9 protein-coding genes and 2 tRNA genes (1 of these 11 only partly in view) are annotated in these 13317 nt (G+C 57.4%); 10 read left to right on the top strand and 1 reads right to left on the bottom strand.

From position 1 onward, the window contains the following. The 10 genes from C8275_RS03670 to rodA all read left to right on the top strand — a co-directional run. On the top strand, positions 1–1725 hold the 3' portion of the coding sequence (locus C8275_RS03670; protein WP_106484140.1) for a glycosyl hydrolase. It extends 1560 nt beyond the left edge of the window; only the last 1725 of its 3285 coding nucleotides appear in the window; its start codon lies off the left edge, out of view; it ends in the stop codon at positions 1723–1725. 156 nt (positions 1726–1881) lie between these two features. Further along, positions 1882–1956, top strand: a tRNA-Val gene (locus C8275_RS03675). A gap of 42 nt (positions 1957–1998) precedes the next feature. Beyond that, positions 1999–2073: transfer RNA gene (locus tag C8275_RS03680), tRNA-Val, on the top strand. Positions 2074–2158: 85 nt separating this feature from the next. Next, on the top strand, positions 2159–4099 hold the full coding sequence (locus C8275_RS03685) for a glycoside hydrolase family 97 protein (protein WP_106484141.1): 1941 nt from the start codon (positions 2159–2161) through the stop codon (positions 4097–4099). 74 nt (positions 4100–4173) lie between these two features. Next, positions 4174–5697 carry a bifunctional phosphoribosylaminoimidazolecarboxamide formyltransferase/IMP cyclohydrolase gene (gene purH / locus C8275_RS03690; RefSeq protein ID WP_106484142.1) on the top strand — a complete coding sequence of 508 codons (1524 nt, stop codon included), beginning with the start codon at positions 4174–4176 and terminating at the stop codon, positions 5695–5697. 106 nt (positions 5698–5803) lie between these two features. Then, on the top strand, positions 5804–6826 hold the full coding sequence (locus C8275_RS03695) for a rod shape-determining protein (protein WP_022384791.1): 1023 nt from the start codon (positions 5804–5806) through the stop codon (positions 6824–6826). Between the two features lie 111 nt (positions 6827–6937). Then, on the top strand, positions 6938–7780 hold the full coding sequence (gene mreC, locus C8275_RS03700; RefSeq protein WP_106625714.1) for a rod shape-determining protein MreC: 843 nt from the start codon (positions 6938–6940) through the stop codon (positions 7778–7780). 18 nt (positions 7781–7798) lie between these two features. After that, positions 7799–8305 (top strand): rod shape-determining protein MreD, encoded by a 507-nt coding sequence (gene mreD, locus C8275_RS03705; protein ID WP_106484143.1) that lies wholly within the window; start codon positions 7799–7801, stop codon positions 8303–8305. 58 nt (positions 8306–8363) lie between these two features. Continuing rightward, positions 8364–10214, top strand: coding sequence for a penicillin-binding transpeptidase domain-containing protein (locus tag C8275_RS03710; RefSeq protein ID WP_106484144.1), 1851 nt, complete (start codon positions 8364–8366; stop codon positions 10212–10214). Further along, positions 10195–11655, top strand: coding sequence for a rod shape-determining protein RodA (rodA, locus tag C8275_RS03715; protein ID WP_106484145.1), 1461 nt, complete (start codon positions 10195–10197; stop codon positions 11653–11655). The genes C8275_RS03710 and rodA overlap by 20 nt, the downstream gene beginning before the upstream one ends. 253 nt (positions 11656–11908) lie before the next feature. On the opposite strand, the gene C8275_RS03725 is transcribed toward rodA, so the two are convergent. Continuing rightward, on the bottom strand, positions 11909–13317 hold a 1409-nt coding region (locus C8275_RS03725), incomplete at its 5' end, for an IS1634 family transposase (protein ID WP_369860921.1).

The following is a 13317-nucleotide window of genomic DNA, read 5'->3' on the forward strand; positions in this document are numbered from 1 at the left end:
GATTTGATAGCGGATAACTACTATGCTACCTTCGAGCATCTGTGCCGGGAGCGTGGGCTGGACTTTACGGCGCAGGCGACGGGCAATGCCTTGTGTATCGTGGCAGATCCGATTCAGGCAAAAGGACGGGTATCCAAGCCCCAGGGTGAGTTCTGGGCAATTCATCCCGACGGCAATTACGACATTAAGGAGTGTTCTTCTGCCGCCCATCTGTACGGCAAGACAATTGCATCCGGTGAGGCCTTTACCGATGCGAAATATTCCCACTCGCTGGCTTACTTGAAGTCACTGGCCGACTATGCCTATTGTTTCGGGCTGAACGAGTTTGTGGTGTGTGCGTCTGCCTATCAGCCCTGGCTTGACCGCATCCCGGGGAATACCGGCGGAGGGCGTCATTACTGTCTCAACCGCAACAATACCTGTTGGGAATACAGTCGTGGCTTTTGGGATTACCAGTCACGCCTCTCTTATGTGATGCGTCAGGGACGTCCGGTGATTGACCTGGCAGTCTATTTGGGCGAGAATGCTCCAGTGAAGATTTTGACTCACCGTTTGCCTGACATCCCTTCCGGTTTCGACTTTGATGCTTTTACTTCGGATGCGCTGTTCGCACGGATGGAGGCCCGTGATGGACAAATCGTCCTGCCCGATGGAATGAGTTACCGCATGGTCGTGTTACCACGGAACGGGGAATTGACGCTCGCTGCGTTGCAGAAGATTGCGGAGTTTGTTGACAAGGGGGTGCCTGTGTATGGTCCACGTCCTGTCGGGTCGCCTTCCTACGCTGAGGAGGAGGATGAGTCCGGATACCGGGAGTGGGTTGCCCGGTTGTGGGGAGAGAGACCTCTTCCGCGTGGCAGTCACCGGTATGGCAGAGGAACCGTTTATTGGGGGATGCCTTTGGCGGAAGCGATGAAGGAGGCGGGACTTTCTCCTGATATCTCGATGTCGCAGACTGCTGTGAAACCGGTGCTCTACTTCGTACACCGTCAGCTGAAGGATGCTGATGTCTATTTTCTGGATAACCGCTCCGACCGGGTGCTGACAGACACGTTCACCTTCCGTTCACGGAGGCGTACGGCTGAACTTTGGACGCCGGTAGACGGACGCCGCTACCAACTTCCGTCATCGGCGGACGGAGCTTATACAAGCGTGCCGTTACGTATGGCACCCCACGAGGCTTATTTTGTCGTGCTGTCCGATGCACCGGTCCCTCTGCCGCCTGTGTCCTGGCAAGGAAGTGGACGGAGGAGTCTGTTGGATGGACCTTGGGAGGTTACCTTCGACCCACGTTGGGGAGGACCCGGAACCGTTGTACTGGATAGTCTGACTGACTGGACCCGACATGTTGACTCGCGCATCCGTTATTATTCCGGTACGGCTGTCTATCGGAACAGTTTCACGGTGCATCGCCGGGTGCCGGATGAGAAAGTCTTCCTGAGGTTTTCCACGTTGGCAGGTGCAGCACGAGTGATTGTGAACGGACAGGACGCCGGAACAGTATGGTGTTCGCCTTGGGAAATCGAGGTGACAGGGCTGCTCCGTGAAGGAGAAAATGTCCTTGAGATACAGGTCGCAAACTCCTTGATGAACCGGATGATTGGGGATGCCTCTTTGCCTTTGTCCCAACGTTACACGTACGCCTTTCCGGAGATAGCTTCTCCCTCGGACAGCCTTGTCCCTTCCGGTATCATTGGTCCGTTGATGCTCGAATATCGGCGGTAGTGTCATGTTCCCTTGGAAGCCTTCAGCCGGACGTTTCTTGGGGTGGGGCAGGAGAGGCGGATGTTTTTTACATATTTCTTGAAAAAAAGCGGGCGAATGTTTTGCAAATGTCAAATAAAGCCCTACCTTTGCATCGCTTTTGAAACAAAAGACTTCGGGCGTTTAGCTCAGCTGGTTCAGAGCATCTGCCTTACAAGCAGAGGGTCGGGGGTTCGAATCCCTCAACGCCCACATCTCCGAAATTCAGTCTTTTGTTCCGATAATAAAGCAATCGGGCGTTTAGCTCAGCTGGTTCAGAGCATCTGCCTTACAAGCAGAGGGTCGGGGGTTCGAATCCCTCAACGCCCACGGAAGTCGAGTATAGCTCGACTTTTTTTGTTTTCCGCCCCTCCCTTCTTTCCTGGCGGAGGGGTGTCCTCTAAAATTTCCGTCCATGAATGCAAAACATTTCTTTTTAGCCGGTCTCTTCTTTTCCTTATTAATATGTTTTACCGGATGCACGGCGCGCAAGGTCGTCGGCAGTCCGGAAGAAAGGCTGGAAGCCGAGGTGCGTGTGAGCCGGGGCATCCCCTTCCTGGATATTTACGGTGTCGACAGGCGACGGGTGGTGTCCGTCCGTCTGGGGATGAACACATCGGAAGGCTCCTTTGAAAAACGCATCAAGATCGAGGCGCAGCCCCAGGTGGAGGCGGTGCGTTCCGTGTACCATCTGTCGGCGGGTAAACGCTCGGAAGTCGATGCCGCACGGAACAATGCCGTGTTTTCGTTGGTCAATGCCGACGGCTACCGCCTCCAGGTGGAAGTAGGCATCAGCGAGACGGGGGTGGCCTTCCGCTACCGCATGCCCGGCAAGCGGAACATCCGCGTGCTCGATGACTACACGGCTTTCACGTTCCCCAAGGAAGCCAAAGGCTATTTCCTGCCCATCTCGGAACATCGCCGTGCCGACGGGAGCATCGTCCCCCGTTACGAGGCTGCCTATGAAATCGGCGTGCCCATCACACATACTTCCGCCGGTCATGCAGGCTGGTGCTATCCCGCACTGGTGCAGTCGTCCGCAGGCGAACAGACCTACTGGACCCTGCTGACGGAGACGGCGGTGCGTGGCAACTACTGCGGCACCCACCTGGCAGAAGGCGACAGCATCGGTAACCTGCGCATCGCCTATCCCGAGTCCGTGAAGAACGGCAGGAAGACGGTGGACTATCCCGTGTTCAACAATGCGACTCCCTGGCGCGTGCTGGTCGTGTCGCCTCACCTGAGCGATGTGGTGGAGAATACGTGGGCGACCGACCTGGCGACGGAGGAGTTCAAACCGACGAGAGCCTACCGTCCCGGCCGTGCTGCCTGGAGCTGGTTGCGCTACGGCGACGAGGCTACGACGTATGAGGAACAGAAGCATTTCATCGACCTGGCAGACACCCTGGGCTTCGAATATTGCCTGGTGGATGCCTGTTGGGACGTCCGTATCGGACGCGAACGGATGGCAGACTTGGCGGCATACGCCCGTGAACGGGGCGTGGGGCTGTGGCTGTGGTACAACTGCAGCGTTGACAAGAAGGGGCAGGCGAAGACTCCCAAGGGATGTCTGCGGACGCACGAAGACCGTCTGAAGGAGATGGGCTGGCTGAAGAGCATCGGCGTAGCAGGCATCAAGGTCAATTTCTTCGGGCATGACCAACAGGAGGCTCTCCGGTTCTATGAGGACCTGGTGGAGGATGCCAACAGCTTCGGACTGGCTGTCAACCTGCACGGAGCCGCCCTGCCGCGGGGCTGGGAGCGTATGTACCCCAATGTGCTTACCGCCGAGGCTGTGATGGGGATGGAGCGTGCCATGGTCGACCGCCAGGTGGAGGACGAACGTGCCCGCCACATCGCCATGCTGGTCTTCACGCGCAATGCCGTGGCTCCTGTCGACTTCACACCGGTTGTGCTTGGCGAGCAGCTGGGCATGGACGGCGGACGTCCGGTGATGCGCTCCACGACCGCTGCCTTCGAACTGGCACTGCCGGTGGTGCTTCACTCTGGTGTACAGCACTATGGGTTGGTTCCCGCTGACCTGGAGGCATTCCCCTCCTTCGTCTTCGACTACCTGACGGACGTTCCCGCGTCCTGGGATGAAACACGCCTGATTGACGGACGTCCCGGAGAATATGCCGTGCTGGCGCGACGCTCGGGAAGCCGCTGGTTCGTGGCGGCAATCAACGGACGGAAACAGCCTCTGCGGCTGACGCTCGACCTGTCGTTTGCCGGACAAACGCACTTCCGTCAAATCTCTTCACGGGGAAAGAACGGAGTGGACTGCCGTCCGGTGGACGCCTCCCGCCCCCTGACTGTGGAAGTCGGTGTGAGCGACGGTGTTATTTTTTATTAGAAATTGGGAACATTACGAACTAGTATATAGCAAAATTCCTACCTTTGCACGAAAATCGCTAAATCTATTATTAAATGTCTGCAACGAAGAAGATAAAGACCGCTCTGGTGTCGGTCTACCACAAAGAAGGTTTGGATGAGATTTTGACCAAACTCCACGAAGAAGGTGTAGAGTTTCTTTCCACAGGAGGCACTCGCCAGTTCATCGAATCATTGGGCTTCCCCTGTAAGGCGGTGGAAGAGCTGACCAGCTACCCCTCCATCCTGGGAGGCCGCGTGAAGACCCTTCACCCGAAAGTGTTCGGAGGAATCCTGGCACGCCGCGCCGAGGAAGGCGACCGTGCGCAGATGGCTGAATATGCAATTCCTGAAATCGACCTGGTGATTGTCGACCTCTATCCGTTCGAAGACACGGTGGCTTCCGGCGCTGAAGAGCAAGCCATCATCGAGAAGATTGACATCGGCGGCATCTCGCTGATCCGTGCCGGAGCAAAGAACTTCCGTGATGTGGTCATCGTTGCCAGCCAGGCACAATATAAACCCCTGCGCGACATCCTGATGGAGCGCGGTGCCAACACGACACTCGAAGAGCGCCGCTGGTTCGCCAAAGAGGCATTCGCCGTGTCGTCACACTATGACTCCGCCATATTCAACTACTTCGATGGCGACGAGTGCTCTGCATTCCGTTGCGCCGTGGAGGACCAGAAACAGTTGCGCTACGGAGAGAACCCCCACCAGAAAGGATACTTCTATGGCAACCTCGATGCCATGTTCGACCAGATACACGGCAAGGAAATCTCGTACAACAACCTGCTTGACATCAATGCTGCCGTCGACCTGATCGACGAATTCGACGAGATCACCTTCGCCATCCTGAAACATAACAACGCCTGCGGACTGGCTTCGCGTCCGACCCTGCTCCAAGCCTGGAAAGACGCACTGGCAGGCGACCCCGTATCTGCCTTCGGAGGCGTACTCATCACCAACGAGTCCGTTGACAAGGCTACGGCAGAAGAAATCAACAAAATCTTCTTTGAGGTCATCATTGCCCCCGACTACGACATGGATGCCCTGCAGATTCTCGAGCAGAAGAAGAACCGCATCATCCTCGTGCGCAAGGACGTAGAGCTGCCCAAGAAGCAGTTCCGCTCATTGCTCAACGGAGTCCTCGTGCAAGACCGCGACCTGGACATCGAGACCCGCGACAACCTGAAGCAAGTGACCGACAAGGCTGCCACCGACGCTGAAATCGAAGACATGCTCTTCGCCAACAAGATTGTGAAGAACAGCAAGAGCAACGCCATCGTGCTGGCTAAAGGCAAGCAGCTCATCGCCAGCGGCGTGGGACAGACCTCGCGCGTCGACGCGCTCAAGCAGGCCATCGAGAAGGCACACAACTTCGGCTTCGACCTCGAAGGGGCCGTCATGGCGAGCGACGCCTTCTTCCCCTTCGGCGACTGCGTGGAGATTGCCGGGAAGGAAGGTGTGACAGCAGTCATCCAGCCGGGCGGTTCCATCCGCGACGCCGAGTCGGTGGACTATTGCAACGCGCACGGCATGGCCATGGTGATGACCGGTATCCGTCACTTCAAACACTAAACCGATGAAGGATGAAGGGTGAAGAATGAGGAGCCGGAGACGGTGCCTGATGCTTCATTCTTCATTTTTCATTCTTCATTCACAACATTAACGCTGCATTGAAATTATGGGATTATTTTCATTTACTCAAGAGATAGCCATGGACCTGGGAACGGCGAACACAATCATCATCAGCAATGACAAGATTGTGGTCGACGAACCGTCGGTCGTGGCGCTTGACCGCCGTACGGACAAGATGATCGCTGTGGGAGAGAAGGCAAAGATGATGTACGAGAAGGAAAACCCGCACATCCGCACCGTGCGCCCCCTGCGCGACGGAGTGATTGCCGACTTCAACGCCTGCGAGCAGATGATGCGGGGACTCATCAAGAAGGTGAACACCGGACACCGCCTCTTCTCGCCTTCACTGAGGATGGTCATCGGAGTGCCCTCGGGCAGTACGGAAGTGGAACTGCGTGCCGTGCGTGACTCGGCTGAACATGCCGGCGGACGGGATGTATACCTCATCTTCGAGCCGATGGCGGCCGCTATCGGTGTCGGACTGGACGTGCAGGCACCTGAAGGAAACATGATCGTCGACATAGGCGGCGGCTCGACCGAGATTGCCGTCATCTCGCTGGGAGGCATCGTGACGAACAGTTCCATCCGCATTGCCGGTGACGACTTTACGGCGGACATCCAGGAGTACATGAGCCGTCAGCACAACGTGAAGGTGAGCGAGCGCATGGCCGAACGCATCAAGATTGCCGTGGGAGCCGCGCTGACCGACCTGGGCAACGATGCCCCCGAGGACTACACCGTCTACGGACCGAACCGCATCACCGCACTCCCCATGGAAGTCCCCGTCGGCTACCAGGAGATTGCACACTGCCTGGAGAAGTCCATCGCCAAAATCGAGACTGCCGTGCTCAACGCGCTCGAGAACACACCGCCCGAGCTCTATGCCGACATCGTCCATAACGGAATCTACCTCGCCGGTGGCGGTGCCCTGCTGCGCGGACTCGACAAGCGTCTGACCGACAAGATCAACATACCGTTCCACATCGCCGAAGACCCCCTGCACAGCGTGGCAAAGGGGACAGGCATCGCCCTGAAGAACATCGAGAAGTTCCCCTTCCTGATGCGATGACAGGAACCCAACGTGTGTAAAGGAATGGAGAGAGTGTGTCCCGATACCGCAGCATGACATACCCTCTTCATTCTTTCTTATTTCAGCGTCTCCCCTTTAACCCGTTTGCCCGTGCGAAACCTGCTCGAATTCCTGATGAGATACAGCCACTGCTTCCTCTTTGTCCTGCTGGAGGTGGTGTGCTGCGTGCTGCTCTTCCGCTTCAACAACTACCAGGGCAGCGTCTACTTCTCATCGGCGAACCGCGTCTGCGGCACGCTCTACGACATCTCGGGCGACATCACCGGCTACTTCCATCTGAAGGCGGTCAACGACACCCTCACCGACCGCAACCTCGACCTGGAGCATGAGGTCGCCACACTGCGCGCGACCCTCGCCGAGCTGACCGCCGACTCCACCATGACCGACAGCATGAGCCGCGCCGCACTTGCAGACTACCGGCGCATCAAGGCACACGTCGTCAACAACACCCTCGACCGTGCAGACAACTTCATCACCATCGACCGCGGAAGTGCCGACGGCATACGTCCCGAGATGGGAGTCGTCAGTGGCAAGGGAATCGTGGGCATCGTGGGAAAGACGGCGTCCCGACACTCGCTGGTCATCTCGCTGCTCAACAGCCAGTCGAACATCAGCTGCAAAATCAAGAACAGCGGCTACTTCGGCTACCTGCGCTGGGACGGGCACGATGTTCGCTACACCTACCTGCGCGACATGCCGCGACACGCCGAGTGCCACAAGGGAGATACCATCGTCACCAGCGGATACTCCTCGATTTTCCCGGAAGGACTCTTCGTCGGGATCGTCGAGGACATTGCCGACTCCAACGACGGACTGTCCTACCTGCTCAAGGTACGTCTTGCCACCGACTTCGGGCGGCTGCGCGACGTCCGCGTCATCGTCAGTCCCGTGCAGGCGGACATCGACTCGCTGGCAGTAACCGCGAACCCCTAAACGAGAAAGGAGGCAGTCATGAATGAGTCATCCATCAAGCAAACCCTCTGGTTCCTCGCCCTGGTCCTCGTGCAGGTCCTCGTGTTCAACCACATCCACGTGGCAGGCTATGCCACCCCGTTCATCTACATCTATTTCCTGTTGATGCTCAACCTGGACACCAAGCGGAACACGCTGCTGCTCGCCGGCTTCCTCCTCGGGCTGGTCATCGACATGTTCGCCAACACACCGGGCATGAACGCTGCCGCAACCACCCTGCTCGCCTTCCTGCGTCCGTGGCTGCTCTCGCTCTTCGTCCCGCGCGACAATACCGACGACCGTCGCCCCGGTGTCCGCTCGATGGGCTTCGGCTCCTTCCTCGGATACGTCCTCACGGCGGTGTTCGTCCACCACACAGTCCTCCTGCTGCTCGACACCTTCTCCTTCTTCGACTGGAAGACGCTGGTGTTGAAGGTCCTGGCAAGCACCGCGCTCACCACCTTCTGCGTGGCGGTGCTCGACAGCACGCGGAAGGGCAAAGCCTGACATTGTTTCCCGCCGGCAACCCCCTACGGGCATCCGGCGACCCAAATAGCAGAACACCATGCGCAACTATAATCTGGAGAAACGTAAGTTCGTCATTGCAGGTGTGGCCGTGGCTATCGTCTTCGGCTACATCCTGAGGCTCTTTACGCTTCAGATCATGAGCGACGACTACAAGAAGAACGCCGACAGCAACGCCTTCCTCAACAAGGTGCAGTACCCCGCACGGGGAGCCATCTACGACCGCAAGGGGCGTCTCATGGTCTACAACCAGCCTGCCTACGACGTGACCGTAATCATGCGCGAGGTCGAGAACCTCGATACGCTCGACTTCTGCCGTACGCTCGACATCGCCCCCGAGTTCTTCCGCAAGCGGATGGAGGACATCAAGAACCGCTCCGTCAATCCCGGCTATTCCCCCTACACCGAACAGGTCTTCCTCAGCCAGCTGCCTGCCGAGGAGTTCGCCGTCTTCCAGGAGAAGCTCTTCCGCTTCCCCGGATTCTACATCCAGCGGCGCACCACCCGGCAGTACACCTACAACGTGGCGGCGCACGTGCTGGGCGACGTGGCGGAGGTCTCCCGGCGCGACATCGAGAACGACGACTACTACCGCAGCGGCGACTTCATCGGCATCCAGGGCGTCGAGCGTTCCTATGAGAAGGAACTCCGCGGCGAGAAGGGCGTCGAAATCCTCCTGCGCGATGCCCACGGACGCATCCAGGGACGCTACAAGGACGGCGCCTTCGACAAGCGGCCCGTCCCCGGCAAGAACCTCACCCTCGGCATCGACGTCGACCTCCAGGCACTCGGCGAACGCCTCCTCGAAGGCAAGATTGGCAGTATCGTCGCCATCGAACCCGCCACGGGGGACATCCTCTGCATGGTGTCCGCACCCTCCTACGACCCCCACCTCATGGTCGGGCGCGACCGCGGCAAGCACCACCTGGAGCTGTCGCGCGACAACTGGAAGCCCCTCCTCAACCGGGCGGTCTCGGGGACCTATCCTCCCGGCTCCACCTTCAAGACCTCGCAGGCGCTCACCTTCATGCAGGAGGGCATCATATCACCCACACAGACGCTCTACCCCTGCTACCACGGCTTTGTCTATCGCGGACTGAGAGTGGGCTGCCACTCGCACCCCTCGCCGCTCTCGCTCATCCCTGCCCTGGCGACCTCCTGCAACGGTTACTTCTGCTGGGGACTCTACTACATGTTCGGCAACCGCACGAAGTACAAGAACGTCCAGCAGGCGATGACCACGTGGAAAGACTACATGGTCTCGATGGGTTTCGGCTACCAGCTCGGAGTCGACATCCCCGGCGAACGCCGCGGCATGATTCCCAACGCCACCTTCTACGACCGTGCCTACCGCGGCTCGTGGAACGGGCTGACCGTCATCAGTATCGCCATCGGGCAGGGTGAAGTCACCCTCACCCCGCTCCAGATAGCCAACCTCGGGGCGACCATCGCCAACCGCGGCTACTTCATCACCCCTCACGTCGTCCACTCCATCGAGGGCGGACAGCTCGACACCCTCTACCAGAAGCGGCGCTACACCAAGGTCGAGCCGCGCTACTACGAGGAGGTCGTCAAGGGTATGCGCCAGGCGGTCCTCGGCGGAACCTGTCGCGGTGCGAACCTGCCCGACATCGAGGTCTGCGGCAAGACGGGAACTGCCGAGAACCGCGGCCACGACCACTCCGCCTTCATGGGCTTCGCCCCCATGGACAACCCGAAGATAGCCATCGCCGTCTACGTCGAGAACGGAGGCTTCGGAGCCGTCTACGGCGTGCCCATCGGCAAACTCATGATTGAACAGTACCTTAAGGGGAAGCTCTCGCCCGAAAGCGAGGCGCAGGCTTCCGAAATCCAACAACGACGCATCTTCTATGATAACCAGCAACGCTAGTCTTCACAAATCGGTCGACTGGGTCATCATCGCCCTCTATCTCGCCCTGCTCGTCTGCGGATGGTTCAGTGTCTGCGGAGCCAGCTACACCTACGGAGAGCCCGACTTCCTCGGCATGGACACGCGGGCAGGAAAGCAGCTCCTGTGGATTGGCTGTGCCCTCGGCATCGGCTTTGTGCTCCTCATGCTCGAAGAGAAGCTCTACGACCTGCTCGCCTACATCATCTACGGCGCGGTCATCCTCCTGCTCATCGCCACCCTCTTTGTCGGCAGCGACATCAAGGGCTCCCACTCCTGGATACGCCTCGGCGGCGGCATCAACATCCAGCCTGCCGAGTTCGCCAAGGCAGCCACCGCCCTCGCCCTCGCCAAGTTCATGAACACCTACGGCTTCTCCCTCCGCCGCCGGCGCGACTTCCTCTGCGTCATGGGGCTTATCTTCCTGCCCATGGCAATCATCATCCTGCAGGAAGAGACCGGGTCCGCCCTCGTGTTCTTCTCCTTCTTCCTCATGCTCTACCGCGAAGGCATGACCGGCGCGTTCCTCTTCTCGGGCGTTTGCGCCGTGGTCTACTTCATCGTCGGGCTGCGTTTCTCCGACGTCATGCTGGGCAACATGCCCGCCCCCGTCGGCAAGTTCGTCGTGCTCCTGCTCATCCAGCTCTTCACCGCGGGCATGACCGCCGTCTACACCCACCGCCGCGACGTGGCGGCATGGATGGCAGGTGGCTCCGTGCTGCTCACCCTGCTGACGCTGCTCTTTTCCGCCTACGTCATCCCCTTCGACCTGACGTGGGTGCAGCTGGGCATCTGTGTCCTGCTGACGCTGGTGCTCGTCTACTTCTGGCTGCGTGAGCATCTGCGGAACTTCCTCTACATCACCTTCTTCACCTTGGGCTCGCTGGTGTTCTTCTACTCCAGCGACTTCGTCTTCGCCCACGTCCTCCAGCCCCACCAGAAGGTGCGCATCGAGGTCGTGCTGGGCATGAAGGACGACCTCTCCGGCGCCGGCTACAACGTCAACCAGTCGAAGATTGCCATCGGCTCCGGCGGGCTCACCGGCAAAGGCTTCCTCAACGGGACGCAGACCAAGCTCAAGTACGTCCCCGAGCAGGACACCGACTTCATCTTCTGCACCGTGGGCGAGGAGCAGGGCTTTCTCGGAGCCTCCGCCGTGCTGCTCCTTTTCCTTGCCTTCATCCTGCGCCTGCTCGTGCTGGCCGAACGGCAGACCGACCGCTTCGGGCGTGTCTACGGCTATTCGCTGGTAGGCATCTTCCTGTTCCACCTGTTCATCAACATCGGCATGGTGCTCGGTCTGACGCCGGTCATCGGCATCCCCCTCCCGTTCTTCAGCTACGGCGGCTCCTCGCTGTGGGGCTTCACCATCCTGCTGTTCATCTTCATCCGTATCGACTCCGCAAGGAAACGGCTCAATTGACAATTGACAATGGACAATTGACAATGGATTTTGTTGGACCGGGCGACCCGACCGGTCGCCCCTACATTCTTTGGAATGTTTTGCGGACGGGGAGGAACGTTTTTATCATTTTGTCAAAATGTCAAATGAACCGCCTGAGAGAGGGCTTCGTTGCATCCAACTACGAGTTCGTGAGCAAAGGAGGCATTCTCGGGCGATTCGCGGAATACATCTTGACGGCTTTTCCGTCCGTTCCCTGTCTTTCCTGACTTCGTCAACGTGTCACCCAAAACTCCTCAGAGAATAATTGCGCGATACGTTGATGTCGTTTCATCAGCATAGTTCGATTGATTACCTGTTTGTTCTTGGGCAATGTCATCTGTATTGTTACAATCGTCTGCGCAAGTGCCAAAACCTTGTCGACACTCATATTGACATTGGATAGTTTCAGCAGCCTCTCTAGTTCCTTATAAACTTTCAACGCCACAAAACAGATGCATACGTGTGCCTTTATCCTGCGGTGGGTGAAGTGGAACATAGGTCGTATCTCTATCTTCGATTTTGAGATGCGGAAAGCCCTTTCGACATGCCATAGGTTATGATATGCGGCATATACTTCACCGGTCGGGATATTTGTATTGGTAAGATATCCTTTCAGCCCGTCCCATTTCGCATCAGCCTCAAGTTTGTCGTAATTGATGGTCACCTTAATGTCGCCCTCCATCTTCAGGAACTTGTTATAACCTCGCTTGTTTATGTTATCTTTCGTCAGGGTGCCACGTTGGTATGCCTTTTCCAGACGTTGTATCCCCTTTTCCCTGTTGTGGGCATCCTTGCGGGCACGGTCGTCTGTATATCCCACAAGCAGACGTCTGCTGCCTCCCTTGTCGTATTCCACCATCTGCTTGTCAACTTTGGGCTGACTGAGTATCCATTCCTGTATCCTTTTGCTTTCGTTCTTGATTTTCGCACCGATAATATATTTGTAACCGTTTGCTTCCAAGTCTGCTATATTGTCGCTGTTCATCAGTCCGGAGTCGGCTACGACAATAAAGTCTTCCAATTTATATTTCCGTACAAATTCCGTCACTACCGGCAGCATCGTGTGACCTTCATACTTGTTCCCTTCATGTATGCAATAAGCCAGCGGATAGCCTCCGACGCTGACGAGCAGTCCGAGGATGATCTGTGGATTCCTGTGCCGTCCTTCTTTGGAAAATCCTGTCTTTCGCAATTCATCTTCATAATCCGCCTCAAAATAAAGAGTGGTCACATCATAGAACAAAACACCGATGCGGCCGTTCAACACCTGCCTTGTATGCAGTACGCTTATATCCTGGACAATTTCATGCTGACTGTCGCTGAGCTTGTCCAAATAACGGTATATCTTCGACAGACTGACATCCTCATCGAAATGGTTTTTCAGGTACTCGGCAGTAGCCGCCTTGCTTGCCGGATAGGCCAACCGCGCCTTTACCAGCTGTCGGAACACCGGATCCTCGATCCGGTTGAAGCCCACACTGTCAAACACACGGTCAAGTATCAGGTCTGCCCCGTTAATCGATATGTTGGTAATACATGAAAGCATTTGCTCGGCATTCAGAAGTTCCGTTTCACACCCCTTACGATCCTCGCCGAAAAGATCCAGACGGGGATGCCGGCGTTCTTGCTCCCTGTCAATCC

Origin of the sequence: Bacteroides sp. Marseille-P3684, assembly GCF_900291465.1 — a bacterium.
GTDB lineage: Bacteria > Bacteroidota > Bacteroidia > Bacteroidales > Bacteroidaceae > Phocaeicola_A.

Bases quoted from the DNA above. Each gene is read 5' to 3' on its own strand.
- C8275_RS03710 (WP_106484144.1), top strand. From the start codon at position 8,364: ATGCGCAACTATAATCTGGAGAAACGTAAGTTCGTCATTGCAGGTGTG.
- mreD (WP_106484143.1), top strand. From the start codon at position 7,799: ATGAATGAGTCATCCATCAAGCAAACCCTCTGGTTCCTCGCCCTGGTC.
- purH (WP_106484142.1), top strand. From the start codon at position 4,174: ATGTCTGCAACGAAGAAGATAAAGACCGCTCTGGTGTCGGTCTACCAC.
- rodA (WP_106484145.1), top strand. From the start codon at position 10,195: ATGATAACCAGCAACGCTAGTCTTCACAAATCGGTCGACTGGGTCATC.
- C8275_RS03695 (WP_022384791.1), top strand. From the start codon at position 5,804: ATGGGATTATTTTCATTTACTCAAGAGATAGCCATGGACCTGGGAACG.
- C8275_RS03685 (WP_106484141.1), top strand. From the start codon at position 2,159: ATGAATGCAAAACATTTCTTTTTAGCCGGTCTCTTCTTTTCCTTATTA.